This is a genomic window from Streptomyces sp. NBC_00038 (assembly GCF_026343635.1).
Lineage (GTDB): Bacteria > Actinomycetota > Actinomycetes > Streptomycetales > Streptomycetaceae > Streptomyces.
This window is the reverse complement of sequence record NZ_JAPELQ010000001.1, coordinates 1,157,299-1,182,555: the sequence shown is the minus strand read 5'-3', so window position 1 is coordinate 1,182,555 and position 25,257 is coordinate 1,157,299. Positions and strand designations below refer to the sequence as shown.

Annotated in this window: 22 protein-coding genes; 13 read left to right on the top strand and 9 right to left on the bottom strand. The window is 70.3% G+C overall.

All coding sequences use genetic code 11. The features are described from left to right. Position 1 precedes the first annotated feature (1 nt). From OG219_RS05495 to OG219_RS05480, 4 genes are read right to left on the bottom strand one after another with little or no spacing between them, the layout of a single operon-like run. Entirely contained in the window at positions 2-970 is a 969-nt protein-coding gene (locus OG219_RS05495; protein WP_266823427.1) for a cyclase family protein, read from the bottom strand. Further along, the gene (locus OG219_RS05490) at positions 967-1,971 is read right to left on the bottom strand and encodes an amidohydrolase family protein (RefSeq protein ID WP_266823425.1); all 1,005 of its coding nucleotides are present in this window, start codon (positions 1,969-1,971) and stop codon (positions 967-969) included. The genes OG219_RS05495 and OG219_RS05490 overlap by 4 nt, the downstream gene beginning before the upstream one ends. Beyond that, a complete protein-coding gene (locus tag OG219_RS05485; protein WP_266823423.1) occupies positions 1,968-3,092 on the bottom strand; it encodes an FAD-dependent monooxygenase in 1,125 nt (374 codons plus the stop codon). The genes OG219_RS05490 and OG219_RS05485 overlap by 4 nt, the downstream gene beginning before the upstream one ends. A 40-nt stretch (positions 3,093-3,132) precedes the next feature. Continuing rightward, positions 3,133-3,438 carry an antibiotic biosynthesis monooxygenase gene (locus OG219_RS05480; protein ID WP_266823421.1) on the bottom strand — a complete coding sequence of 102 codons (306 nt, stop codon included), beginning with the start codon at positions 3,436-3,438 and terminating at the stop codon, positions 3,133-3,135. 229 nt (positions 3,439-3,667) lie between these two features. On the opposite strand from OG219_RS05480, the gene OG219_RS05475 reads away from it, so the two are divergent. The 8 genes from OG219_RS05475 to OG219_RS05440 all read left to right on the top strand — a co-directional run bounded on the left by OG219_RS05475 (position 3,668) and on the right by OG219_RS05440 (position 13,204). Further along, positions 3,668-4,636, top strand: coding sequence for a fumarylacetoacetate hydrolase family protein (locus OG219_RS05475; RefSeq protein WP_266823419.1), 969 nt, complete (start codon positions 3,668-3,670; stop codon positions 4,634-4,636). Beyond that, positions 4,633-5,571, top strand: coding sequence for a VOC family protein (locus OG219_RS05470; RefSeq protein ID WP_266823417.1), 939 nt, complete (start codon positions 4,633-4,635; stop codon positions 5,569-5,571). Before OG219_RS05475 ends, OG219_RS05470 begins: the two co-directional genes overlap by 4 nt. Before the next feature lie 28 nt (positions 5,572-5,599). Further along, complete coding sequence (gene hisD, locus OG219_RS05465; protein WP_266823415.1) at positions 5,600-6,901, top strand: histidinol dehydrogenase; 1,302 nt, start codon at positions 5,600-5,602, stop codon at positions 6,899-6,901. Then, positions 6,898-7,668: an SDR family NAD(P)-dependent oxidoreductase gene (locus tag OG219_RS05460; RefSeq protein WP_266823413.1), complete on the top strand. Its 771-nt coding sequence runs from the start codon at positions 6,898-6,900 to the stop codon at positions 7,666-7,668. The genes hisD and OG219_RS05460 overlap by 4 nt, the downstream gene beginning before the upstream one ends. 282 nt (positions 7,669-7,950) lie before the next feature. After that, on the top strand, positions 7,951-9,858 hold the full coding sequence (locus OG219_RS05455; protein WP_266823411.1) for a hypothetical protein: 1,908 nt from the start codon (positions 7,951-7,953) through the stop codon (positions 9,856-9,858). A 186-nt stretch (positions 9,859-10,044) separates the two neighbouring features. Next, on the top strand, positions 10,045-10,917 hold the full coding sequence (locus OG219_RS05450; RefSeq protein ID WP_266823409.1) for a polyphosphate polymerase domain-containing protein: 873 nt from the start codon (positions 10,045-10,047) through the stop codon (positions 10,915-10,917). Then, positions 10,914-11,591: a DUF4956 domain-containing protein gene (locus OG219_RS05445; RefSeq protein WP_266823407.1), complete on the top strand. Its 678-nt coding sequence runs from the start codon at positions 10,914-10,916 to the stop codon at positions 11,589-11,591. Before OG219_RS05450 ends, OG219_RS05445 begins: the two co-directional genes overlap by 4 nt. Then, the gene (locus OG219_RS05440; protein ID WP_266823405.1) at positions 11,591-13,204 is read left to right on the top strand and encodes a CotH kinase family protein; all 1,614 of its coding nucleotides are present in this window, start codon (positions 11,591-11,593) and stop codon (positions 13,202-13,204) included. The genes OG219_RS05445 and OG219_RS05440 overlap by 1 nt, the downstream gene beginning before the upstream one ends. Before the next feature lie 101 nt (positions 13,205-13,305). On the opposite strand, the gene OG219_RS05435 is transcribed toward OG219_RS05440, so the two are convergent. Beyond that, on the bottom strand, positions 13,306-14,907 hold the full coding sequence (locus OG219_RS05435; protein ID WP_266823403.1) for an alpha-amylase family glycosyl hydrolase: 1,602 nt from the start codon (positions 14,905-14,907) through the stop codon (positions 13,306-13,308). A 54-nt stretch (positions 14,908-14,961) separates the two neighbouring features. Here OG219_RS05435 and OG219_RS05430 point away from each other — a divergent pair, with 54 nt between their 5' ends. Continuing rightward, positions 14,962-15,780, top strand: a complete 819-nt coding sequence (locus tag OG219_RS05430; protein WP_266823401.1) for a class I SAM-dependent methyltransferase — start codon at positions 14,962-14,964, stop codon at positions 15,778-15,780. Between the two features lie 138 nt (positions 15,781-15,918). Further along, entirely contained in the window at positions 15,919-16,731 is an 813-nt protein-coding gene (locus tag OG219_RS05425) for an acyl-CoA thioesterase II (RefSeq protein WP_266823399.1), read from the top strand. Between the two features lie 76 nt (positions 16,732-16,807). Here the strand turns inward: OG219_RS05425 and OG219_RS05420 are convergent, their stop codons facing one another. Continuing rightward, positions 16,808-18,877 carry an AAA family ATPase gene (locus tag OG219_RS05420; protein ID WP_266823397.1) on the bottom strand — a complete coding sequence of 690 codons (2,070 nt, stop codon included), beginning with the start codon at positions 18,875-18,877 and terminating at the stop codon, positions 16,808-16,810. A gap of 111 nt (positions 18,878-18,988) precedes the next feature. Here OG219_RS05420 and OG219_RS05415 point away from each other — a divergent pair, with 111 nt between their 5' ends. Beyond that, positions 18,989-19,882 carry an MEDS domain-containing protein gene (locus tag OG219_RS05415; protein WP_266823395.1) on the top strand — a complete coding sequence of 298 codons (894 nt, stop codon included), beginning with the start codon at positions 18,989-18,991 and terminating at the stop codon, positions 19,880-19,882. Continuing rightward, positions 19,879-20,886: a sensor histidine kinase gene (locus OG219_RS05410; protein ID WP_266823393.1), complete on the top strand. Its 1,008-nt coding sequence runs from the start codon at positions 19,879-19,881 to the stop codon at positions 20,884-20,886. The genes OG219_RS05415 and OG219_RS05410 overlap by 4 nt, the downstream gene beginning before the upstream one ends. On the opposite strand, the gene OG219_RS05405 is transcribed toward OG219_RS05410, so the two are convergent. Together OG219_RS05405 and OG219_RS05400 are read right to left on the bottom strand one after the other, a co-directional pair. Beyond that, a complete protein-coding gene (locus OG219_RS05405) occupies positions 20,864-21,589 on the bottom strand; it encodes a winged helix-turn-helix domain-containing protein (RefSeq protein ID WP_266823391.1) in 726 nt (241 codons plus the stop codon). The two genes, OG219_RS05410 and OG219_RS05405, sit on opposite strands and share 23 nt — an antisense overlap. 158 nt (positions 21,590-21,747) lie before the next feature. Then, positions 21,748-22,914, bottom strand: coding sequence for a serine hydrolase domain-containing protein (locus OG219_RS05400; RefSeq protein WP_266823389.1), 1,167 nt, complete (start codon positions 22,912-22,914; stop codon positions 21,748-21,750). A 184-nt stretch (positions 22,915-23,098) separates the two neighbouring features. Here OG219_RS05400 and OG219_RS05395 point away from each other — a divergent pair, with 184 nt between their 5' ends. Beyond that, a complete protein-coding gene (locus OG219_RS05395; RefSeq protein WP_266823387.1) occupies positions 23,099-24,157 on the top strand; it encodes a phosphatidylinositol-specific phospholipase C domain-containing protein in 1,059 nt (352 codons plus the stop codon). 3 nt (positions 24,158-24,160) lie between these two features. On the opposite strand, the gene OG219_RS05390 is transcribed toward OG219_RS05395, so the two are convergent. Continuing rightward, positions 24,161-25,135: an acetylxylan esterase gene (locus OG219_RS05390; RefSeq protein ID WP_266823385.1), complete on the bottom strand. Its 975-nt coding sequence runs from the start codon at positions 25,133-25,135 to the stop codon at positions 24,161-24,163. Between the last annotated feature and the right edge of the window lie 122 nt (positions 25,136-25,257).

Sequence of the window (25,257 nt, the reverse complement as noted above, 5' to 3'; positions counted from 1 at the left end):
CTCACTTGATCGCGATCGGGTTGACGGGCGCGCCCACCGCGCCGGTCACCGGCAGGGGCGCGGCGACCAGCAGGAATTCATGGACGCCGTCCGCCGCGCAGTCCTCGGCCAGCTCCTCCAGGTCCCACATCTCACCCAGCGGAAGACCCATGTTGGGGATCGCGATCTGATGCAAGGGGGACATGGCGGGCTGGGGGAACTCGTACGGACGTACCTCAAGCCCCCAGGTGTCGGAGGCGATCGCGGCGATCTCCGTGCGATGCAGCCAGCCGAGCGTGGTGAAGGAGAGACCGGGGGCGTCCCCGGCGGCGTACCCGCCCCATTCGCCGAGCCGCCGTACCCTGCCCAACTGCCCGGTGCGGATGAGCACCAGGTCGCCGCGGCGTACGGAGGAGGTGGCGCCCTGGGCCTCGATCGTGGCGCGCAGGTGTTCCTCCTGGATCGCGAATCCGTCCGGGAGTTCGCCGTGTTCGTCGCCGACCGCGCGGCCGACGTCGAGCAGGACACCGCGGCCGGTGAAGGCGTTCCTCATGTGCTCGATGCCGGTGACCGAGTCGCCGTCGCCGTTGACGATGGTGCACGGGCGGCCGTTCCACGCCTGCTTGTTGTCGTAGATGTGGCCAAGTCCGTCCCACTGCGTGGAGGCCTGCAGCGGCATCACGACATGGTCGTCGGCGCCGCCGAAGCCGTGCGGGAACCCCTGCGTCCCGGCGGCCGCGTCGGAGCCGGTGTCCTTCATGTAGTGGACGGGGTTGATCCGGCCGCGGAAGCCGCGCTGCGGGCCGTCCTCGTTGAACTCCTGGGCGAGCGAGAAGGACCGGCCGCGGCGGACAAGACCCGCCGCGTGCGCGCGCATCGCGTCGTCGATGTGGTTCAGCGTGCCCAGCACGTCGTCCTCGCCCCAGCGTCCCCAATTGCGGTACGCGGAGCGGGCCTTGGCGAGCTCTTCCTCGATGGGACCGAGGCTCATCGGATACGTCCTTTCTGCAGCAGGTCGAGGGCGTTGCCCCCGGCGACGGCGGCACGGTCGGCCGGTGACAGACCGGCGGCGTCCAGCCGCGCCACCGGATCGTCGACCCCCATGTCGAACGGGAAGTCCGTGCCGAGGACGACCCGGTCCACACCGACCTCCTCGACGAGAGCGCGCAGGGCGCGCGGGGTGTAGACCAGCGCGTCGAACCACATCCGTTTCAGGTATGCGCTCGGCGGCTCGGCGCAGCCCCGCGCGTCCTCGCGCACGTGCCAGGCGTGGTCGGAACGGCCGATGTACGTCGGCAGATAGCCCCCGCCGTGCGCGGCCACCAGCTTGAGGCGCGGGAAGCGGTCCAGGACGCCGGTGAAGATGAGATGCGACAGCGCGACCGTCGTCTCGACGGGCTGGCCGACCGTGTTGCCCAGGTAGTGGCCGGCCAGCCGCTCACCGAGCGAGCAGCCCCAGGGGTGCACGAACACGACGGCGCCCAGTTCCTCGGCCTTCTGCCACACCGCGTCGTGCGCCGGGTCGGCCAGTTCCCGGCCCTCGACGGCGGTGGACACGCTGATCCCGTACAGGCCGTACTCGGTGACCGCCTTGTCGAGCAGCGCGACGGCGAGGTCGGGGTGCTGAAGCGGGACCGTGCCCAGGCCGTACAGCCGCTCGGGTGCGGTGGCACAGTGCGCGGCCACCGCTTCGTTGACGGTACTGGCCAGGCGTACGGCGAGACCCTCGTCCGCCCAGTAGTGGTGCATCGGCATCGGACCGACCACCTGGATGGCGACGCCCATCGCGTCCAGGTCACCGAGCCGGGCGCTGACGTCCGTCAACTTTGGCGCCAGGCGCCGGAGTTGGGCGCGATTGGCGGTGAGCGACGCGGGGGAGTGCGCCCGCTGTTCGGCTGCCAGCTCGGCGGCGAGGCCCGGAGTGCCCGCGCAGAGCGCGTCGGCGGCGGGGACCGCGAGATGGCCGTGGAAGTCCACGACGGGGGTGCTCATGCCGCCGCCGTCAGATAGTCCAGGGTCTCGGACATGATCCGGCCGGGGTCGGCGCCCGGCGTGTCCGGGTGGATCTCCCAGTCGGCGAGGCGCAGCGAGTTCTCCAGGACCACGCGAACCCGGGGCAGCCGGCGCGCCATGAACGTGTCGAGCGCCCGGTCGAGCGGCTCCGCGCCGGTGACCAGTTCCGCGAGCACCACCGCGTCCTCCGCGCACATCGCCGCGCCCTGGGCGATCAGTGGCGGGCAGGCGTGCGCCGCGTCGCCGATGATCACCGTCCGGCCGCGGTGCCAGGGCTCGTCGACGAGGATCGCCTCGATCCACCGGTAGTCCACCGCCGTGTCCTCGGGCAACGAGGCGAGGATCTTGCCCCAGACGCCCCCGTACCCGGCGCCGCGCTCACGCAGCAGCGGCAGGGGAGCGCGGGGCCCGATCAGCGAGGCGTCCAGGTTCTCGTCGAGTAGATAGGCGTAGCACTGGTCGGCCGAGATGGGGGAGTAGCCGGCCTTGTAGCGCGGGCCGCCGTAGTAGACCTCGGCGCAGTCCATCTCGGCCGGGCGCTCCGCGACCACCCGGAAGATCGACATGCCGACCGTACGGGGCTCGGTGGTGATGCCGATCAGCGAGCGCATCGCGGAGTTGATGCCATCGGCCCCAACGACCAGGTCGTAGCGCCCGGCGGAACCGTCGGTGAAGGTGACGTCCACGTGCCCGGCGGACTGGTCGAGCTTCTCGACGCTCAGTCCGAGACGGACCCGCACCCCGTGCGCGTACACCGCGTCGCACAGCGCGTTCTGCAGGTCCGAGCGCAGCGCGCCCGCCGTCGACGGGAGATCCTCGCCGCCGGTGTGCGGGGTGGGCAGCTCCGCGATCAGCTCGCCGTCGGCCCGGCGCAGCCGCAACCGGTCGAAGGGGACGGCTCGGGCCAGTACCCGGTCCAGTACGCCGACGGAGCGCAGCGCCTTGAGGGCGTTGCCCTGGATGGTGATGCCGTGGCCCACACCGAACCACTGGGGCGCTATCTCGGCGAGCTCGACCTCGACGCCGCGCTGGGCGAGTGCGAGGGACAGCACGCTTCCGGTGATGCCGCCGCCGACGACGAGCACCTTCTGTACGGGCATGGATGATCCTTGGATACGTAGAAGCGGAGGGGTGGCGCGGTCAGCCGGCGAAGCGGTCGCCGAGCCGCCGGAAGTGCTCGACCGACGGTGGTTCGGCGAAGAACGGGCCGACCAGCGCCCGCCACCGCTGGAAGCGCTCCGACTCGCGGAACCCCACGGTGTGGGCCTCGACCGACTCCCAGCCGACCAGCAGCAGAAATGTCCGCGGCCGCTCCTCGCAGCGCAGCAGCTCGGTCCAGCGGAAGCCGTCGGCCCCGTCGAGCACCTCGCGCGCCTTCTCGAAGACGGCCTCGAAGTCCCCTTCACGGCCGGCCACCACGGTCAGCTCGGCATGCTCGACGATCACGCATCTCTCCTCGGGTCGGACGGTGCTCCGAGCCTGCTGGGAGCCCGGATGCAGGGTCAACGGATCGAGGCATCGGCAAGGGGCACGTCATCCATCCCGTACGACGATGGGCCGCTGATCACCGGGCCTCCGGGGCCCTGATGCCAGGCATCGCGGATCGCCATTTCCGCCGCACCCCGTGCGGTGCCTAGCGTCGGAGGCAAGCCACCCATCCCCGCGAGGAGCGCCCGTGCCCGACCGACTCCCCACCCATGCCGGACCGTTCGCGCTCGGCACCTTCGCAGCCGACGGATTCGGCGCCTTCCCGGGCCTGGTCGTCGGGCGGAGGGTACGCAGCCTCTCCGATCTGGCGCCGTCCGTGCGGGCGGTCGTCGAGGACTGGGACGTCCTCTTTCCCCGTCTGGTGCTCCTCGCCGTCGAGGCGGACGACAGCTGGTACGACCTCGCCGACCTCCGCGTCCTCGCCCCCGTCGAGCCCGGCCAGATCCTGCAGAGCGGCGCCAACTACCGCAAACACGTGGTGGACCTGGTGGCCGCCGAGAAGGAGAGCGTGCACGGCGCCACGCCCGAGGAGGCGCGCGCCAACGCCGAGAGGATGATGGACGAGCGGATCCGCAGCGGCGTCCCGTACGTCTTCCTCGGCTCGCCGCGCGCGATCTGCGGCCCGTACGACGACGTGGTGCTGCCCGTGCTCGGCGAACAGCACGACTGGGAACTCGAACTCGCCCTGGTCATCGGAAAGTCGGGCAGGAACATCCCCGCCTCGGACGCCATGGAGTACGTCGCCGCGTACACCATCTGCAACGACCTCACGACCCGCGACCGGCTCTACCGGCCCGACCTGAAGGCCATCGGCACCGACTGGTTCACCGCCAAGAACGCCGACACCTTCCTGCCGACCGGCCCCTTCCTCGTACCGGCCGCCTTCGTCGGCGATCCCTCGGACGTACGGATCACCCTGCGCCACAACGGAGTCGTGCGCCAGGACGAGACCGCCAAGGACATGATCTTCGACATTCCGCAGCTCATCGCCTACGTCTCGTCGACCACCACCCTGCGCCCCGGCGACCTGCTGCTCACCGGCTCCCCGGCGGGCAACGGCGCGCACTGGGGTGTCTTCCTCAAGCCCGGGGACGTCATGGAGGCGGAGATCACCGGCCTGGGCCACCAGCGCAACACCGTCAGGAGCGGACAGTGACCACCTTCCAGCCCATCACCCATCTGCGCCATGTCGACCTAGCCGTACCGGACTTCGACAGGCAGCGCGCCTTCTACGGCACCACGTGGGGCCTGACCGAGGTCGCGAACGACAGCGGTATCGCGTTCTTCGCCGCCGAAGGCAGCCCCGAGCAGTACATCGTCCGGATCCGCGAGGACGAGCGGAAGCGGATGGACCTGGTCGCGTTCGGCGCCATCTCGCCGGCCGCCGTGGACGAGCTGCATGTACGTCTCGGCCGGGCCGGGGTCCAACTCATCGGCGAGCCCGGCGTGTTGGACACCCCGGGCGGCGGATACGGCTTCCGCTTCTTCGACCCGGACGGACGCGTCGTCGAGGTGTCCGCGGACGTCGAGACCCGCACCCACCGCAGGATCGAGGAGCGCGAGGCGATCCCCGTCCGCCTCTCGCACTGCGTGGTCAACTCCCAGAACCCGGAAGGGCTGCGGGACTTCTACGTCCAGCACCTCGGGTTCCGGCTCACCGACACCCTGTACTCGACGCACATGGGCGACCTCATGTACTTCCTGCGGTGCAGCCCCCTGCACCACTCCTTCGCCATCGCGCGCGGCCCCCATGTCTCCCTGCACCACGCCTCGTTCGAGATGCGCGGCGTCGAGGAGTACATGCGCGGCACCGGGCGCGCGCTGCGCGCCGGGACCAGGCTCACCTGGGGGCCCGGCCGCCATCTCGCGGGCGACAACACCTTCTCGTATTTCCACGACCCGCACGGCAACACCGTCGAGTACACGACCGAACTCGCCGTCCTCGAAGAGGACCTGTGGCACCCCGGCCGCCACGACGTCGGCGACCCGGTCACCCAGGACCAGTGGGGCACCGCCGACCCGATGAGCGAATCGGTCGCCAAGGAGCAGTTCAACGATCCGGACGTGCTGTTCGTCGCTCCGCCGGTCTGATCCGACTACCCCCAGAAGGGCCGCAGTTGTGGCAACGACACTGAAGCACGCAGTTCCGAAGGCCGAGGTCACGGCCTCGCTCGACCAGGTGCGCGAGACCGTCACAGGCGTCATCGCGGACATCCGCGAGCGCGGTGACGACGCCGTGCGCGCCTACTCCGAGAAGTTCGACAAGTGGAGCCCCGACTCCTTCCGGCTCTCCGCCGAGGAGATCGAGGAGATCGTCGCCTCGGTCCCGCAGCAGGTGATCGACGACATCCGGTTCGTGCAGGAACAGGTGCGCTCCTTCGCCCGTCAACAGCTCGACTCCATGGGCGAGTTCGAGGTGGAGACCCTGCCGGGTGTACGGCTCGGGCAGAAGCACATCCCGGTGCGGGCGGCGGGCGCCTACATCCCCGGCGGGCGCTACCCGCTGACCGCGTCCGCGCACATGACCATCGTCACGGCGAAGGTCGCCGGCGTCCCGCGCGTCGTCGCCTGTACGCCGCCGATCCACGGCGAGATACCGGCGGCCACCGTCGCCGCCGCGCACCTCGCGGGCGCCGACGAGATCTGGCTGCTCGGCGGGGTGCAGGCCGTCGCCGCGATGGCCGTCGGCACCGACACCATGAAGCCGGTCAACCTGATCGCCGGGCCCGGCAACGCCTACGTCGCCGAGGCGAAGCGGCAGCTCTTCGGCGAGATCGGGATCGACCTGTTCGCGGGCCCGACCGAGATCCTGGTCCTCGCCGACGACACCGCCGACCCCTTCGTCTGCGCCGTCGACCTGCTCTCCCAGGCCGAGCACGGACCCGACTCCCCGGCCGTCCTCATCACCACCTCCCGGGAGGTCGCCGAGAAGACCATCGCCGAGGTGGAGCGCCTCCTCCCCGGCATGCCCACGCGCGACTTCGCCGGGCCCGCCTGGCGCGACCACGGGCAGGTGCACGTCGTGGACACCGTCGACGAGATGTACGCGCTCGCCGACGAGTTCGCCTTCGAACATGTGGAGGTCCTGACGGCCGAACCACGGCTGGCGCTGACACGCATGTCCCAGTACGGCGCCCTCTTCCTCGGCGAGGGCACGTGTGTGTCGTTCGGCGACAAGGTCATCGGGACGAACCATGTGCTCCCCACACGTGGTGCCGCCCGCTACACCGGCGGTCTGTGGGTGGGGAAGTACCTCAAGACCGTGACGTATCAGGAGGTCACCGACACCGGGTCGGGGGCCCTGCTCGGACGGCTGTGCGGGCGCGCCTCGCGTGTCGAGCTCTTCGAGGGGCACGCCCGATCCGGAGACGTACGGGCCGCGAAGGCCGCGGGCGACGAGCTGCCGTGGAACGTCGCATGACACTGCGCGGGCGTACGGCGCTGATCACGGGCGGCGGCGGACCGCTGGGGCGGGCCTTCGCGCTCGCCCTGGCGGGATCCGGCGCCCGGGTGATCCTCGTGGGCCGGAGCGAACAGGCGCTCGCGGACGCGGCGACGCGGGTGGTGAAGGAGGGCGGACGGGCTCGTACGGCGGTGTGTGACGTCTCCGATCCTGAGTCGGTGAGCGCGCTCGCCACCGAACTCATCGACGAGGACGTGTCGTTGCTCGTCAACAACGCCGGGGTCGCCGGTCCGGTGAAGCCGCTCACCGACATCGAACCGGACGAGTGGGACGAGGTGTTCGCGGCCAACGTACGCGGGGTGTACCTGCTGTGCCGGGCCTTCCTGCCGCCGATGATCGAGGCCGGGCACGGCGACATCGTGAACATCGCGTCCGTGAGCGGCAAACGGCCGCTGCTCAACCGGACCCCGTACACCGCGTCCAAGATGGCGCTCCTCGGCCTGACCCGGACACTGGCGGGAGAGGTCGGACCGTACGGCGTCTCCGTCAACTCGCTTTCCCCGGGCCCGGTTCGGGGCCCGCGCATGGACCGCAACTTCCGCCTGACGGCCGAGTTGACCGGCACCACCGCCGAGGCCGCCGAGCGGGACTTCGCCGCCCGCGCGGCCCTGAACCGGCTGGTGGAGGAGGACGAGGTCGCCCGGGCGCTGGTGGCGATGCTCGCCATGCCGGGCCTGTGCGGGGCGGACATCGATCTGTCGGCCGGAATGATCGCCCCCGCCTGACCAGAGACTCCGACTCGACGGCGGGGCGGGCTGCTTCGGTGGCCCGCCCCGCCTTTCCGCATGCCCTGTGGGCACTCTGTGTGACCGCCATGAAGCGGGCGGCGTGATCCGAGGCATCGGGCTCCGATATGCGTGTGCGCGGCTCCTATTCCCGGGTGTGCAGGGCTGATTCACTCCCTCGTGCGCACCTTCGGTGCCTCGGCCCGGGCCCTCGCCACCCTGTATCCGGCGGCCGCCGGTCACGCTGTGCGACGGCGTACTCGAACCCTCGGAAGGCATGCAATGACGCTGATCACCCGACGCTCGATCCTGATCGCAGGTACCGCCACAGCCGGCGCCCTGCTGGTTCCGGCGGCCTCGGCGACCGCCGCGCCGACGAGAATCGCGTCCGGCACGAAGATCTCGGTCGGCTCCGGCGAGACGTACGAACTCTCCGCCACCACGCGCGTGAGCGAGCTGTCCATCGCCGACGGCGGCAAGGTCACCGCGCCCGACGGCTACAGCGTCACGCTGACCGTCGACGGCGTGGAGACCGGCCAACTCCTCACCGGGACGGGCGGAACCGAGACGCTGATCTCGGCGGGCACGTATCGGGGCGACCTCGTCCTCACCGTCGCGGAGGCGAACGCGGTGACGTACGAGACCCTCACGTTCCCGTTCCGGCAGGCCGTCTACGTCGACGCCGACGGCGTGGTGACCACGAAGTCGGTCCTCAGCAGCGTGCGCGGAGGCAAGCTCACCGACACGCTCGCCAAAGGCGTCGCCATCACCTCGACCGGCGAGTGCTTCGACGGCGTCTTCGTGCAGAACGGCAGCTACACGCTGCAGAAGGCCGCCATCTCCCTGACGGGCAACGGCCGTTGCGACTTCGCGGGCTACGGCGCCGCGGTCGTCGGCACCGGGTCGTCCACCAAGCTCGTCGTGGACGGCGCCCGGATAGCGACCAAGGGCGTGGTCCGCACCACCGTCATCGCCAACGACGGCGCCAACGTCATCGTGAAGAACTCCGAGCTCCAGGCGGAGAACGGTGTCCTGCCCGCCGACTACCAGGCGACCGTGGAGACCCCGTACATGGAGTCGGTGCCCTGGATGCTCGGCCTCGACGGCAACGTCCGCGCCACCAACCTGATCGGCGCGAACACCAAGGCCACGTACATCAACTCCTCGGTGTTCTCGGAGACTTGGGGCGCCCTGTCGGTGGAGGGCGGCAGCGGCCTCCAGTTGACGGCGATCAACAGCAGGGTCGGCAACACGGGCACGTACGGCTACGGCACGTACGCGATCGGGGACGCCACCGTCCGGGTCCTCGGCTCGCGGTTCGACGTCGGCAGCTACGCGACGATCATCGCCGGGCCCGCCGCCTCGGTCCACTACGGCGACAGCGCCCGGGCAGCCGTCGCGGAACTCAACTCCTCGCTCGGACTGGGGCTGACCGCCGCCGAGTTGGCCGCACTCCCGGTCCGGAACACGGTCGTCGACTCGGGCCACTTCGGCTACATGTTCTTCGGCACGGGCACGCTGAGGCTCGACGGCGGCACGGTCGTCAACTCCGAGAAGGCCACCTTCCTCAACAAGGGGCAGCAGACCGCGATCACGGTGGACGGCTCAGGCGGTGCCCGGCTCAACCCGCGCAACGGGATCATCCTGCAGATGATCCAGCTCGACGACCCGGGCCCGGTGAACGTCGACGGCAAGATGCTCAACACCGGCGTCTACACCGAGCCCACGGGCGACCCGACGAAGGACTCCGCCTTCGACGTGACCGCCGTCCACACCGCCGACGGCGCCGCCACCTTCGACTCCATCGCCCTGAAGGGCGACTTCTACAACGGCATGCGCAAGGGCAAGAACATGGTCCTCACCTTCGAGGACTCCACCGTCCAGGGCGTCATCTCGGCGACCGCGGCCAAGCACCACGTCGGCACTATCGACGCCTCGAACTTCTACGAGCTGGGCGAGGTCACCAACACCGCGCGGCCCGCCGTCAACAACGGCGTGGTCGTGCAGCTGAACAGCGGCTCGTCCTGGACGGTGACCGGCACGTCGTACCTGACCAAGCTCGCCGTCGCCGCCGGCGCGGCCGTACGGGCACCGCGCGGCAAGTCCCTGACCATGACGGTCGACGGCACCACGACCGCCGTCGAGCCGGGCGGCACCTACTCCGGCGCGATCGTCCTGACCGTTCAGTGAGCGATCCCTCCTGACGCCTCACGGGGGAGGCGGTGCCCGGTATCCCACGGGATGCCGGGCACTGGTCGTTGTTCACTTGGAATTCACGTCCTGGTTTTAGAGCGTTCAGAGAAGCCCTTCATGGAGCCTTCATCTCTTACATGTTTCTTACCTGGAGATGTACGGCCCTCCGCACGAAGGGAAGCCATGACTGAGGCCCTACAAGTGGCCAGCAGACTTCACGCGTTCAACCGGTACGAGCTGAAGTACCTGGTCCCCGTGGATCAGGCCGCGGCCATCCGTGACGAGCTGGGCCAGCGGATGGACCAGGATCCGCACAGCCCGGTAGGCGGATACGGGGTGTGGAGTCTCTACTACGACACTCCTCAACTCCGCTTCTACTGGGAGAAGATCGACGGCCTGAAGTTCCGCCGCAAACTCCGGATCCGGCACTACGGCGACCTGGCAGGGGTCACCGACGAGACCCCGGTCTGTGTGGAGATCAAGCAGCGCGTCAACCGCGTGACGCAGAAGCGGCGGATCACGCTGCCGTACGCCACGGCCCGAAGACTGTGCGACGAGCGGGAGTTGATCGACCACTCCGCCAAGGAGAAGGCCTTCGTCCAGGAGGTGATCGAACTCGTCGTACGGCTCAACCTCCAGCCCACGGCCATCACCGGCTATCAGCGGGAGGCACTGGTCGGCCGGGCGGAGGACACCGGGCTGCGCGTCACCTTCGACCGCCGGATCCGCGGGCGCGACCGCGATTTCCACTTCGGCACGCAGGACGTGGAGAACCGCTTCACCATCCCGCCCCACATGGCGGTGATGGAGATCAAGGTCAACGAGCGTGCCCCGTACTGGATCACCGACCTGACGGCCAGGCGCAACCTGAACCTGGTCCGGGTCTCCAAGTACGTCCAGTCCATCGAGGCGTTCGGTCTGGCACCCCGCTCCGTCTTCCACGTCCGCGAGGAAGACCTTCCGCCGGCCCCGGCCGGAGGACTGCCCGCCCAACGCACCACCCCCGTCCCCACATCCCCCACAGCACCCCGCGCCACGGAGGCACTCCAGCCGTGAACTTCAACCTTCAGGACCTGAGCGGCACGTTCAGCGTCACCGACATCATCATCGCGATGTCCCTGTCCTTCGTGCTCTCCACCGCGATCGGATACGTCTACCGGGCGACCCACCGCAACGTCTCCTACAGCCAGTCGTACGTCCAGACGCTGGTCATCGTCGGCATGATCGTCGCCCTGATCATGCTGGTCGTCGGCTCGAACCTGGCCCGCGCCTTCTCGCTCGTCGGCGCGCTCTCCGTGGTCCGCTTCAGGAACGCGGTCAAGGAGACCAGGGACGTCGGCTTCATCTTCCTGGTGATGGGCCTCGGCATGGCCTGCGGTGCGCGTTTCTACACCCTCGCCGCGATCGCGGGCGCGGCCATCTGCCTGATCATCCTCGTGATGAACCGGTTCAACTGGTTCGCGCTCAACGTCCAGCGCCAGGTCGTCAAGGTCCAGGTGCCGGCCGGTGAGGACTACACGCATGCCATCCAGGACGTCCTGATCCGCTACACCGACGAGTTCGAGCTGGTCTCCACCGAGACCATCCGCGGCGGCGCCCTCACCGAGGTCTTCTACACCGTGCGCATCAAGAAGGGCCACGAGCCGGGCGAACTGGTCGCCGCACTGTCGGAACGCACCTCCGGTCAGCGTGTGACCGTCCTGACCGGTTACGACCAGACGGATCTCTGATGGCCGCCCCGACACGGCTGGTGCACCGCATCCCCGTGCGGTTGCGCCACCACTGGAAGCCGGCTGCCCTGCTCTGCGTGGGCCTGGCAGTCCTCCTGGTCTTCTTCGGCGATGCCCGGATCTCGCCCTGGGTCACCAGCGCCTCGGCCGAGGACAGCGACACCATCACGGAGGACATCCAGGGCACGGTCGACCTCTACGACTCGACCACGCCGCACTCGATCCAACTCGAGTACGACGAGGACGACTTCGACGAAATGGCCGACGGCTACGTGGAGGACGGCAGCAAGGAGTACATCGAGGCCGACCTCACGATCGACGGCACCTTCGTGAACAGCGTCGGCATCCGGCTCAAGGGCAACTCGACGCTGCGCAGCCTGGCTTCGGGTGGTGCACAGCAGGGTGGCGTCAACCGGCAGCAGGGCGCCGCGAACGGTGGCGCGGCCGCCGGCGGTATGGGCGGCGGCGGTATGGGCGGTGGAGGCGGCGGCATGACGAATGTCCAGCTCTCCTGGGAGAAGCCCGAAGAGCTGCCGTGGCTCATCAAGATCGACGAGTACGTGGAAGGACGCGCGTACCAGGGCGAGCGGCAGATCGCCGTGCGACCCGGCAGCAACGACGGCCTGCCGCTCAACGAGGCCGTCTCGCTGGCCCTGATCGACGAGTCCGACCAGGCGGCACAGCGCTACTCCTTCTCGACGCTCAAGACCAACAACCGCCCGGCCGCCACCCGGCTGATCGTGGAGAACCCCTCGAAGGAGTACGCGGAGAACACGGTCGGCACGGACGGCGTCCTCTACAAGTCGCTGAGCACCGGTTCGTTCACCTACCAGGGCGACGACCCGACCGAGTACGAGACGGACTTCAAACAGCTCACGAAGGAGGGCAGCCAGGACATCCAGCCCGTGATCGACCTCATCAAGTGGGCCGAGGAGGCCACGGACAAGGAGTTCGCCGAAGAGCTCGACGAACACGTCGACGTGAAGTCCTTCGCCCGCTACGTGGCGACGCAGAACCTGCTGCTGAACTTCGACGACATGAGCGGTCCCGGCAAGAACTACTACCTCTGGTACGACCTGGGCACCGAGAAGTTCTCGGTGCTCGGCTGGGACTACAACCTCACGTTCAGCGGAGACGCCACGACGGGTCCTGACGACGCCATCGGCATGGGCGGCGGCGGTATGCGCGGCGGCGCGGCCCAGGGCGGCGACGCCACCGAGCCGGGCGGCACCCAGGGCGCGCCCGAAAGGATGCCTTCGGGGATGCCGTCCGGTATGCCGCAGGGCGGCGGCGCGGGCATGCCCGGAGCGCAGCAGGGCGGCCAGGACGGTGCTCGGCAGGGCGCAGGCGGCGGAGGTATGTCCAGCGGCCACAAGCTGAAGGAGCGCTTCCTCGAACTGGACGCGTTCGACGAGGTCTACCACGAGGCCTACCAGGACCTCTACGAGCAGTTCTTCGGTTCCGGCACCGCGCTGGACGCCCTCGACGGCATTGTCGCCGATGCCAAGAACGCGGGCGCCGGGACCGGGCTCGACGAGGCCGCCAAGTCACTGCGCTCGACGATCACTTCGCGGACGGAGAGCCTCGCGAAGGACGAAGTGATCACCGGCTGACACGCGGCGGCACAGTACGCCTGCACGGCTCGGAGCGCGCCGGATTCCCCAGGGCATCCGGCGCGCTCAGTCACTGCAGCACCTTCGCGGCGCCGGCCGGGCTATCGGCCGATGTCGAAGATCCCGTACCCGAAGCCTTCCGCGGCGACGGTTCCGCCGTCGACCTGAACGCCGGACACCTCCAGAGGCCGTGGCTCCGCCGGGATGCCGTACGCGCAACTCACCGCCTTGCGCTGCGGATTGACGACGACGAGGTACCGCCCGCCCCGTACGTACACGAACGGGTAGCCGGCGTGCAGGACTTCCACCGAGCCGCCGGAGCCGAGCTCCGGTGTCGAGGTGCGCAGGGTGATGAGGCGGCGTACGAAATGGAGCAGCGAGGTCTCGTCGGCACGCTGCGCCGCGACCGAGGGGCGGTCGGGCGCCGGATCGAGCGGGAGATAGAGGCGGTCGGCGGGGGCGGTGGAGAAACCGGCGTTCGGGCCGTCGTCCCACTGCATCGGGGTGCGGGAGCCCGCGCGGTTGTAGCGCGGGCCCAGCACGCTGCCCTCCTTGTCGGGGAGGTCCGGGATGTAGCGCATGCCGATCTCGTCTCCGTAGTAGACCGCCGGGAGAGTCGGCCAGGTGAGCTGGAAGGCGAAGGCGGCGGGGAGCTGTTCGGCTGTGCGGGGGCCGCAGTTGAGGCGGGAGAAGTCGTGGTTCGCGGTCGGGAGGGAGATGAAGCCGCTGTCGGCCACGGCGGCCGACGCCTTGCGCCAGGCTTCGACGAACAGGCCGGGCGTGCCCTTGCCGCTCGGGTCGAAGAAGCAGTCGAGCGGGTCCCAGGACTCGTTGACCGTGCCCTCGGTGTTGCTCCACAGGGACCGCAGGGCGCGACCGTCGGTGGGGCCGCCGAACTGGAGGAAGAAGTCCGTGTGGAAGCCCGCGGGAACGGACACCTCCGGTTCGCCCCACTCCGAGAGCAGCACCGAGTCCGGATGCGTGTCGTCCAGCCAGTGGCGCAACTCCGTCCAGATCCCGGCCGTCCCGGTCTTGTCGGGGTCGTCCTTGACCAGCGACGCGGCCATGTCGACACGGAAGCCGGACAGACCGAGCCCCAGCCAGTGGTCCATGACCGCACGCAGAGCCGCACGGTTGGCGCGCGGGCCCTCGGCGTCGACCGGCTGACGCCAGGGCTCGGCCGGATTCTCCCGCGCGTAGCCGAAGTTGAGGGCCGGCTGAAAGGCGAAGAAGTTCGGCAGGTACGCGCCGGGGCGGGTGCCGGGGGAGTCGACGAAGCCGTCGGGACGGCCATCGGCAGGGTTCTCGGACGCCCAGATGTACCGGTGGTCTGCCGGGTCGTTCGCAGCGGCCGTGAACCAGGGGTGCTGGTCGGAAGTGTGACCGGCCACGAGGTCCAGCAGTACGCGGATGCCGTGGCTGCGTGCCTCGTCGACGAGCTTGGCGAGGTCGTCGTTCGAGCCGTAGCGGGGCGCGGTGTTCAAGTAGTCGGACACGTCGTATCCGGCGTCCCGGAACGGTGAGACGAAGCAGGGGTTGAGCCAGACGGTGTTGACGCCCAGCCACGCGAGGTGGTCGAGGCGCTCGGCGATTCCGTCGAAGTCGCCGATGCCGTCGCCGTTCGAGTCGGCGAACGACTGCGGATAGATCTGGTAGAAGACGGCGTCGGCCAGCCAGCGGGGGGCGGGGCGGAACGAAGTCATGAAGTGGACCTTAGACCGGCGCGCGAGGCACGCGCTGCCCCTATGCTGAGCGCGATGTTCACCCCGCAAGGTCCCACCCTCCGCGAACTGGCCGTGCAGGCCCTGTCGTCCGTCGAGCACGGCTACGACCTGCTCGCACCGAAGTTCGACCACACCCCGTTCCGGACACCGGACTCGATCCTCGACGCCGTGGCAACGGCACTGGACCGGATCGGACCCTTCGACCGTGGACTCGACCTGTGCTGCGGCACCGGCGCGGGGATGGAGGTGCTGAGCGAGCTGTGCCGGGAGAGCGTCACCGGGGTCGACATCAGCGCGGGGATGCTGGCTGTGGGGCGCGAGCGGGCGGGCGCGGCTCGTGCGCGGGGGCGTGGTGAGGCCGAAGCGCCGGAGCGTGGCGAAGTGGAGCCCTTGGGGCGTGCGCTTCCCGACCGCGCGCCGCGTGTCGCATGGGTGCGCGGTGACGCCCGTGCCCTGCCCTTCGCGCCCGTCTTCGACCTGGTGGTGAGCTTCGGAGCGTTCGGCCATTTCCTGCCGCGTGAGCTGCCGGGGCTGTTCGCCGAGGTCCACTCCGTGCTGAGGCAGGGGGGGCGCTTCGCGTTCCCGATCATGGCTCCGCCCCGGCCGAGCTCGCCCGGGTACTGGGTCCTGCTGGCCTTCGACATGGTGATGCGGGTGCGCAACGCCGTCTGGCGCCCGCCGTTCGTCATGTACTACCGGGCGTTCCGGCTCGACGACGTACGCCGTGAACTGGTGCGGGCCGGGTTCGAGGTCGAGCTGCACGCCCTGCCCGAGTTCGGCCGGCGCCCGGACGACAGCCCGCGGTGCCGGATGGTCGTGGCGACGCGGGGAAGCGGTGGGACGCCCGCGTAGGTACCCCAGCTCGACTGGTCGTGGCGTAGGCCTGCCCCTGCTCGGGTTTGGATTTCCAACTCGCGCGGCTATGGTGAGTCTACTTTTCAAACTAATTAGCTTGAGCCCCATGTCGAACCGACCGTGCGAGGAAACGCGATGAGCGTCTCACCACCGGACAGCACGCACGCCACGAGCGACGCCGTGGCCCGTATAGACCCCCTGTGGTGGTCATGGGCGGGCGCACACGGCGGACACGTCGCTGCGGCGGCGCTCTCCGCCGTACGGGATCGCGCGGCCGCCGCGGGGCAACACCCCGCACGTACCCTGACCACCCATTTCCTGGCCCCGGTCGACGCACGCCCCCTGCCGCTCACGGTGACCGTGCCGTCGACCGGGCGCCGCGCCTCGACCTGCATGTTCACCGGGCAGCAGGACGGGAGGCCGGTGCTCGTCGGCTCGGCGGTGTTCGGTACGGGCCGTCCGGGACCCTCGTACGAGAGGCGCACCGCGCCCGATGTGCCGGGAGCGCCGGACTGCCCGCTCCTCGACCTGCCCGTCGGTCTCGCGCCCTTCGCCAAGCAGGTGGAGATACGCCCCGCCACCGAGGACCTGCCGCTGGCCGGAGGTGAGAAGGCCGAACTCGTCGCCTGGGTGCGGTTCGCCGACGACCGGCCCCTGGACGCAGCGGCGGTCGTCACCCTGACCGACGTCCTGCCTCCCGGCCTCTACGCACACTGGCGCACCCCGCGCCCCGTGCCGACCGCCGAGCTGACCGTCCACTTCACCGACGCGCTCGACGACGGTGCACCTCGTGGCTGGGCCCTGGTCCGTATCCGCACCGAACAGGCCGGCAGCGGCTGGGCCGTCGACGACAGCACGGTGTGGTCGGCGGACGGCAGGCTGCTGGCCCTCGCCCGGCAGGCCCGGGTCGTCCAGAGAGCCCCTTCCCCCGTGCGAGAGGCCTTGTGAGCATCACCGGAGCCACGGGCTGACACCCAGGGAGCGGCGCAAGTCGCCGCAGGCCCTCGGTCCCTGTCGTGGACCCCTACGGCTCCTCCGGCCACCTGCCGCCAAGGGCCAGTGTCACCGCCGCGTCCGGGCCCAACTCGTGGCCCTCGCGCACTGCTTGGGCGAAGCGGGTGTCACCAAGGTCCGCGCGCAGTAGACGGGCGTACTCCCGGCGGAAGATCGTCGTCTCGGAGTGACCGAGCCGCGGGAGCCCGGCGGCGTACCAGAGGCGTCTGCTGACGCCGAGGAGCCGGGCGGCGAGCTCCGGCTCGCCCCGGCAGACCTCGGCGACCACGAGCAGGTCGGCGACCGCGGCGGCGCCCAGCCGGTCGTTCATCCGCCACTTGGCGGCCAGTGCCTCACGTCCCGTCCGCAGTGCTTCGTCCGGGTGGCCCAGGCCGATCCCGGAGAGCGAGACGAAGAAGTCACCCCAGGCCCGCATCCACAGCTCACCGCGTTTCGCGCAGTCCGCGCGCAGCCGCTCGGCCACCGTCGCGCACCGCTCGAAAGCGCCCTGGCCGGCCAGGAGATAGGCCTGTACGGCGAGCGTCAGCAGCTGGAAGAACTCCGCGCCGCCGCCACCCCCGGGCCGCTGCGGCGCACTCCCGTACAGCACGGCCGAGCGCGCCGACTCCCCGCGCACGGCCAGGCTGGCACCGGTCAACGGGAGGGCGGGCACCGGCAGTTGACGTTCCTTGGCGAGCCACACATACGCGGCGCTGACGGACTCCGCGGCATCCAGATCGTCCGGTACGACCGTGACCAGGCGGTGTGTCCAGGTGGCGAGCGTGTGCTCGGGGCCGTCGTGGTGCTCTCGGCGCAGTGCCCGTTCGAGATAGCCGCGCCCCTCCTCGGCGAAGCCGCAGGCGAACCAGAAGTACCAGAGGGTGCCCGCGAGTTCGAGCGCCGTCTCCGGTTCCAGCGCCGCCAGGCACTCCTCCATCGCGAGCCGCAGGTTCGCGTGCTCCGCGGTGAGTCGCTCGGCCCACATCCGCTGGCCGGGACCGAGCCACTCGGCCTCGCCCTGCTGGGCGACCCAGCGGAAGTAGTCGCGATGGCGGCGGCGTACGGCCTCCTCCTCACCGAGACCGCTGAGCCACTCGGCGCCGAACGAGCGGACCGTGTCGAGCATCCGGTAGCGCACCGCCGCACTGTCGCCCTCACGCGTCACGATCGACTTCTCGGTGAGCGACGCGAGCAGCGCGAGGATCTCCTCGGCGTCCAACGGGCCGCCGTGGCAGACGAGTTCGGCCGCTTCCACGTCCCAGCCGCCGGCGAAGACCGACAGCCGGGCCCAGAGCAGCCGCTCAAGCGGGGTGCACAGTTCGTGGCTCCAGCCGATCGCCGTACGCAGTGTCTGATGCCGGGCGAGGCGCGGTCGGGCGGGTGAGACCAGCAGGTCGAAGCGGGAGTCCAGGCCCTCCAGGAGCCGTTCGAGGGGGAAGCCGCGCAGGCGCACCGCGGCCAGTTCCAGGGCCAGCGGAATCCCGTCCAGACGGGCGCACACGGCGGCCACGCCCGCCCGGTTGACGTCGGTCAGCGTGAACGAGGGCACGGCCGCGGCGGCACGCGCCGCGAACAGGGCCACCGCGTCGTCCCGTTCGCCGAGCGGCAGCGGCGCCACCGTCAGCAGATGCTCACCCGGTACGCCCAGCGACTGCCGGCTGGTGGCCAGCACGTGCAATTCCGGCACCTTCGCCAGGAGTTCCTGCACCACCCGCGCGCACTCGTCGAGCACGTGCTCGCAGGTGTCGAGGACGAGCAGCAGCGGAGCCTGGGCGAGATGCTCGCAGAGCGCCTCCAGGAGCGGCAGCAGGGTCTGCTCGGCCAGCCGCGTCGCCTGCGCCACGGCGTTGGTGAGCAGATCCGGGTCCTGCAGCTCCGAAAGCTCCACGAGCCACACCCCGCCCGGAAAATCCTCGAGTGCGAGGTGCGCCGCCCGCAGCGCGAGCCGTGACTTGCCGACACCCCCGGGGCCTGTGAGGGTGACGAGGCGGTTGGTGTCCAACAGGCCCGAGACAGCGACGAGTTCGCCTTTCCGTCCGATGAAGGCGTTGGCCTCGGCGGGCAGATTGCCGGTCCTGCCGTTCCGCACTGAGGCCGCCATATTTCCCCCTCACCCGACCGGATGGCGGTCACCCTAACCCTCTGACGCGCGGCCCGCTTCCGGCGTAGCGTGGATGGGCCCCAGCACACCAATCCCTGGGGGGTGCGGGAGATGGCCGTAGTACCGGCACTGCGAGTTGTCGGACAGATGCGTTCCGGAGACCATCTGCTGCTCGGCTACGACACGGACGAGGAGCGGGAGACCGTACTCGCCGCATTCCTCCTCGACGGACTGGCCAGCGGGCAGCGCGGGCTGGTGCTGACCCCGGGAGAGATCCCCGCGGGGCTTGCCCTGTCCTTCCTGGAGGCGCAGGGCTGCTTCGTCGACGACGAGATCGCCGCCGGACGACTGGCGGTCGATGCGCATCTGGCCACGCCCGAGGGGCTGTGGGATCTGGACGAGGTGATCCGCCGCGAGGCGCGCCGTGCGGTCGGCGACGGCTTCCTCGGCCTGCGCGTCAGCATGGAAGTGCTGCGCGGCGGGGCGGACAAGGGGCTGAAGATGCTGCACGACAGCGAGCTGCTCCTCGACCCCGTCTTCGCCACCCTGCCCGTGCTCGGCATCTGCCAGTACGACCGACGCGTCTTCGACGAGGGCGACTTGGCCCGGCTCGACGGACTGCACCACGGCCGGGTCGCCGCCGACCTCGTCTGGCGGGACGACCTGCTCTCCATCACCCGCACCTTCGCGCCCCCCGGCCTGGCCCTCGCCGGGGAGATCGACGACACCAACGTCACCGCCGTCGCCCGCGCCCTGCACGACGAGACGGTCCGCGCCCGCGCCCGCACGGTGAACGGCATCCGCGCCCGCCTCGACCTGCGCGACCTGAGCTTCGTCGACGTCAGCGCCCTGCGGCTGCTGGTGTTCTCGGCGCTCGGCCTGTACGCGGGCGGCGGCACCCTCGTCCTGTACGGCGTCGCCCCGCATGTCCAACGGGTGATGCGGGTGACCGGCTGGGACCGCGTTCCGGGCCTGCGTCTGGAGCAAGGAGAAGAAGTGCCATGACCCGCACCGGGTTCGTCCACCAGGCGCTGTGCTACGGCTCGGACGACGAATTCCTCGAAGGGACCCTCGAGTTCACCCGCGACGGCCTGGACGCGGGCGACGCCGTCCTCGCCGTCGTGAAGGACCACAACATCACCCTCCTCGAATCCGCCCTCGGCGCTCGCGCCCACGAAGTCGAGTTCGTCGACGCCGACGACTGGTACCGCTTCCCCTCCCGCACCCTGGGCCAGTACCACGCGTACTGCGCGGACCACGGTACGGACCGCCGCGTCCGCATCATCGGCGAACCCGTCTGGAGCGGGCGCACAGAGTTCGAGGCACGCGAGTGGACGCGCTACGAGTCACTGCTCAACGTCGCCTTCGCCGACTCGGGCCACTGGATCCTCTGCCCCTACGACACCCGCACCGTCCCCTCCGAGCTCGTGCGCACGGCGACCCGCACCCACCCCGAACTCGCCCTCGGCGCCCGTACTTCGGCCCCCAGCGGCCGCTACACCGCCCCGGCCGACTTCTATGCCGAGTGCGACGCCGCCCTCCCCCACTGCCTTAAGGGCGTGGGAGGTACCCCCATGGCGGGCCGCCTTCCCGACGGCTCGGACGACATCCCCTTCGGCCGCGGCCGGTCGGCGGCCCTGCGTGCGGCCGTCGGCGCGTACGCCCGCCGCTCGGGGATGCCCGAGCAGCGGACGTACGACATGGTGGCGGCCGTGCACGAGGTGGTGACCAACGCCGTGCGGTTCGGCGGCGGGGGCGGTGTGCTGCGGCTGCGCAGTGACCCCGACTACGTGATCTGCGAGGTCGCGGACGCCGGCGCGCACAACTCCCCGGCGCCCGCGCGGTTCCCCGGACAGCTGCCGCCCGGAGCGCGGGCCGCGGGCGGTCACGGGATGTGGGTGGTACGACAGTTGAGCGACCTCGTCGCCGCGGATCTCGGGCCCGAGGGCTCCACCGTACGCGTGTACTTCCGCCGCGCTGGAGACCTCACCCCGCGGCCGGCAGCGTGAACTCATAGACCAAGGCGTCCTGTTGGGCGTCCACCACGAGGTCGGTGATCTCCAGTGGACGGTCGTACTGGTCGTGCACCCGCCGGGTGACCCGTACGGACCGGGGGAGCTGGGTGATCGAGTCCCGGTGGTGCAGGGTCAGCCCCGCCTTGCGCATCCAGTCGTAGGCACGCCTCAGTTGGGCCGACGCCGTGCCGTCGGCCCGGTCGCGGTAGCGGGCCAGCTCCTCGACCTCGGTCACCGCGACGGCGGAGAAGGACGTCACGGCCGTACGCAGTCCGCTCCCGTCCGCGGCTGCCGACTCGTAGCGGTGCACCAGCGTCGGCCGGAGAGGTTCGAGCCCCAGCGCGTGCGCGTGTTCCGGTGGGGGAGTCTCCCAGATCACGGTGGTCCGGTGGACGGTGCACGGTTCGGTGGTGTGTGCCCCGACGGGGAAGTCGAGGGACGGGACGTGTTCCGCGGTGCTGCCGGGCAGTGTCGCGTGACTGCCGCGCCGGTCGGTGGAGACCAGGCCACCGCGCCGCAGCATCTGCAGCGCCTGCCGAACGGTCTCGCGGCTCACGCCGAAACGGTTGGCCAACTCCCTTTCTCCCGGCAGGCGTTCGCCGGGTGGAATGGTCCCGTCGCGCAGATCGCCGAGCAACAGCGCGGCGATCTGCGAGTAACGGGGCTCGTGGTCGGACGGGTGGGCGGTGCGGGCCATGTCCGCGCCCCTCCTGAGTGGTGACGTGCGTGGTGACGAAACGTAGCCGTGCGGGCTCATTGCGCGACCAGATCTAAGCATTGGTCTAAACCACCAGGGAAGGGCGGCCGGGCAGTTCGGCCGATTTCAGCCCGCGCCTCCGTGCGGCGCGGAGGCGTTCAGAGCGCGCTGTACAGCGCGTCCACGAGCGCCATCTTCCTTGGGTCGTCGGCGATGTGAGGGCCCATGCGGTTCATGACGTACCCCAGTGACACGCCCGCCTCCGGGTCGGCGAGACCGCAGGATCCGCCGAAGCCGTCATGTCCGAAAGCCCTCGGGTTGGGCCCGTACGAACCGTTGGGTCCGCTCAGCCACAGCCCCAACCCGATCTCCGTCTCGTGCTCGAACCCGGCACCGAGCACCAGGTCACGGCAGCTGCCCTGCCCCTCGCGCACCCGCTCGGCGGCCTCCGGTGAGAGCACCTCCCGGGAGTCGTACGAGCCGCGCCCGGCGAAGATCCCGTACAGCGCGGCGATCGCGCGGGCCGTGCCGTGGCCGTTCGCGGCCGGGATCTCGGCGGCCCGCCACTGCGGCGTGTTGGCCTCGGCCGCGCCTACGGGCGGATTGGCGAGAGCGGCCAGCGCGGCGGGCGCCAACTGGGCGAAGACCGCCGCCTGTTCACTGGTCGAGGCGGCACGCGGATGCACCAGCTCGGCCGCCCGCCCCGACTCCTTCTCCGGCAGCCCGATGGTGAAGTCGATCCCGAGTGGCCCGGTCACCTCCCGCTCCAGGAACGCACCCGGCAGCAACCCCGAAACCCGCCGCACCACTTCACCCACCAGGTGTCCGAACGTGATCGCGTGATAGCCGGACCGCGACCCCGGCTCCCACCAGGGCTCGTGTGCCGCGAGGCGTTCGACGGTCAGCTCCCAGTCCAGCAACTGCGCGAGCGTGTGCGGCTTCCGCAGCCCGGACAAGCCCGCGCGATGCGACAGCAGATGCCGTACGAGCACCGACTCCTTGCCCGCAGCCGCGAACTCCGGCCAGTACGCGGCCACCGGGGCGTCGAAGTCGAGCAGCCCGCGGTCGGCCAGGATGTGCGCGCACAGTGCCGTCGGACCCTTCGACGTCGACCACACGTTGACCAGGGTCTCCCGCTCCCAGGCCCTGGTGCGTGCCGCGTCCGCCCAGCCGCCCCACAGGTCCACGACGGTCTCGCCGTCGAGCGTGACCGTCACCGCCGCGCCCAGCTCGCCCCGGTCGCCGAAGTTCTCCTCGAACGCGGTGCGCACCGCCGAGAAGCGTGTGTCGCAGTGGCCTTGAACGTGCGGTGCGCGCTGGGACATGGGACCTCCGTCGCCCGTAGGGAGGCCCGGAGTCGGATCCGGGCCGGATCAACGTATCGCTGGAACGTACCGACTGGTCGGACTGGGCGGAAGCGGTCGGACCGCATTCGTCATCGCGTGATCTCCCGCAGGCCACCCAACACCCCTACAGTGCAGGTGAGTTGACCGATGAGACGCGGGAGGCATGGGGACAATGCGGAGACACGTGAAAGTGCTGGCGCGGACCGGGATCGCCGTGGGTACAGCGAGCGTGCTGGCCCTCGCCACGGGACCCCAGGCGACGGCCGCCGACCTGTCGTACTCGTCCAGCACCTCCGTGGGCGTCCACAACGCCTACGAGAAGACGAAGTACCCGTACTTCGCCGACGCCCTGGACTCCGGCGCCGGAATGCTCGAACTCGACGTGTGGACCAATGTGTTCGGAGCCTCCTGGCGGGTCTCGCACAGCAACCCGCTCGGCAACGACAACAACTGCGTGAACGCGGCGAACGCCTCCGAGCTGCGCGCCAAGGCCACCAACCGCGACCTCGGCGGCTGCCTCGCCGACATCAAGGCCTGGCACGACGCGCACCCGGGCCACCGGCCGATCCAGCTGAAGATGGAGATGAAGGACGGCTTCCTGGGCACCAGCGGCCGTGGCCCCGCCCAGTTGGACGCCCTGCTCACCTCGAAGCTCGGCGACGCCCTGCTCCGCCCCGCCGACGTTGTCGGCTCCCACCCCGACCTCGACACCGCCGTCCGCGCCGACGGCTGGCCCGCGCGCTCGGCCCTGGCAGGCAAGTTCATCGTCGAGCTGATCCCCGGCACCGTCGAGGAGGGCAACCCCTTCGACACGCTGTGGACCGACCGCGAGTACGCCACGTACCTGCGAGACCTCGCCGCCGCCGGACGCCTGCGCGAGGCGGCCGCCTTCCCCGCCGTGCACAACGCGGCCACCGGCGACCCCCGCACCCGCTACACCGACGCGACCATCCGCCCCTGGCTCGTGGTGTTCGACGGCGACGCCGCCACCTACGCCAACGGCACGATCGACACCGCCTGGTACGACGACCGCCACTACCTCGTCGTCATGACCGACGCCCAGAACGTGCCCCCGGCCATCGACGGCACCAACCCCACCCAGCAGCAGGCACTCGACCGCCTCGCGCTCCTGGCCGGCAAGGACGCCACCGTCGTCTCCGCGGACTGGTACCCGCTGCCCGCCGTCCTGTCCACGGTCGTACCGCGGGGGACCTCCGGCTGAGAACTACCCGGCCGCGAGGTGGGCGGGCAGCCAGCTCAACTTGGCCGCCTCCTGGTAAGTGCCGCCGCCCTCGTGGTCGTTGAAGTCGTACACCTCGATCGTCTTGTCCTCGGTCGCCCACGCGTTGAACGCCGCGAACACCGTGGAGGGCGGGCACGTCTGGTCCTCCAGGGCGACCGAGAAGAGGGCCGGTGCCCGGCCGCGCGCGGCGAAGTGCACGCCGTCGAAGTAGGAGAGCGTGCGCAGCACTTCGTCGGTGCGGCCGCGGTGCGTCTTGAGGAAGTTGCCGATCTCCCGGTACGGGTTCCGGTCCGTCAGTGTCGCGGCGCGCGGGAAGTCGCACAGGAACGGCACGTCCGGCGCGATCGCCGCCAGGTCGGGTACCAGACCGCCCACCGCGATCGTGATGCCGCCGCCCTGGCTCGCGCCAACGGCCGCGGTGCGCGCCGCGTCGACCAGCGGATGTGAGCGGGCCGCCTCCACGGCGCGCACCCCGTCCGTGAACACCCGGCGGTAGTAGTAGTTCTCGGGGGCGTCGACGCCACGGGTCATGTACCCGGGGTACGCGGGCCCGCTGCCCACCGGATCGGGGGTCTCACCGCCGCCCCACGCGCTGCCCTGGCCGCGCGTGTCCATCACGAAGTGCGCGAAGCCCGCCGAGGCCCACAGCAGATGCGTGTGCGGAAGGCCGCGTCCGCCGCCGTACCCGACGAACTCCACGACCGCGGGCAGCGGCGAGTTCGCCCAGGCGGGCAGTGTCAGCCAGCCCTTGACCGGGTGCCCGCCGAACCCGGCGAACGTGACGTCGTACACCTTGACGGTCTTCAGATGCGTCTCGACCGGCTCGAAACGGGCGCCGAGTTCGTGTTCGCGGGCCTCCTGGAGCGTCTTGGCCCAGAAGGTGTCGAAGCCCTCGGGCTCGACGGACGCGCTGCGGTAGTCGCGGAGTTCGTCGAGGGGGAGGTCGAACAGGGCCATGAAGGACCACCTTTGGTGTCGGGGGCGGATGATCACACCGTACGTGTGCCGTCTCCGGGGCCGCCAGGCCCTTGCTTCTCGCCGGCCGCGCTCCCGCGAGGAATCCGTCCCCCGTACGACTG

Coding starts and splice junctions, on each gene's coding strand:
- OG219_RS05395 (WP_266823387.1), top strand. CDS start 23,099: ATGGGGACAATGCGGAGACACGTGAAAGTGCTGGCGCGGACCGGGATC.
- OG219_RS05490 (WP_266823425.1), bottom strand. CDS start 1,971: ATGAGCACCCCCGTCGTGGACTTCCACGGCCATCTCGCGGTCCCCGCC.
- OG219_RS05440 (WP_266823405.1), top strand. CDS start 11,591: ATGGCCGCCCCGACACGGCTGGTGCACCGCATCCCCGTGCGGTTGCGC.
- OG219_RS05430 (WP_266823401.1), top strand. CDS start 14,962: ATGTTCACCCCGCAAGGTCCCACCCTCCGCGAACTGGCCGTGCAGGCC.
- OG219_RS05485 (WP_266823423.1), bottom strand. CDS start 3,092: ATGCCCGTACAGAAGGTGCTCGTCGTCGGCGGCGGCATCACCGGAAGC.
- OG219_RS05415 (WP_266823395.1), top strand. CDS start 18,989: ATGGCCGTAGTACCGGCACTGCGAGTTGTCGGACAGATGCGTTCCGGA.
- OG219_RS05425 (WP_266823399.1), top strand. CDS start 15,919: ATGAGCGTCTCACCACCGGACAGCACGCACGCCACGAGCGACGCCGTG.
- OG219_RS05420 (WP_266823397.1), bottom strand. CDS start 18,877: ATGGCGGCCTCAGTGCGGAACGGCAGGACCGGCAATCTGCCCGCCGAG.
- OG219_RS05460 (WP_266823413.1), top strand. CDS start 6,898: ATGACACTGCGCGGGCGTACGGCGCTGATCACGGGCGGCGGCGGACCG.
- OG219_RS05390 (WP_266823385.1), bottom strand. CDS start 25,135: ATGGCCCTGTTCGACCTCCCCCTCGACGAACTCCGCGACTACCGCAGC.
- OG219_RS05495 (WP_266823427.1), bottom strand. CDS start 970: ATGAGCCTCGGTCCCATCGAGGAAGAGCTCGCCAAGGCCCGCTCCGCG.
- OG219_RS05405 (WP_266823391.1), bottom strand. CDS start 21,589: ATGGCCCGCACCGCCCACCCGTCCGACCACGAGCCCCGTTACTCGCAG.
- OG219_RS05400 (WP_266823389.1), bottom strand. CDS start 22,914: ATGTCCCAGCGCGCACCGCACGTTCAAGGCCACTGCGACACACGCTTC.
- OG219_RS05450 (WP_266823409.1), top strand. CDS start 10,045: ATGACTGAGGCCCTACAAGTGGCCAGCAGACTTCACGCGTTCAACCGG.
- OG219_RS05410 (WP_266823393.1), top strand. CDS start 19,879: ATGACCCGCACCGGGTTCGTCCACCAGGCGCTGTGCTACGGCTCGGAC.
- OG219_RS05455 (WP_266823411.1), top strand. CDS start 7,951: ATGACGCTGATCACCCGACGCTCGATCCTGATCGCAGGTACCGCCACA.
- OG219_RS05435 (WP_266823403.1), bottom strand. CDS start 14,907: ATGACTTCGTTCCGCCCCGCCCCCCGCTGGCTGGCCGACGCCGTCTTC.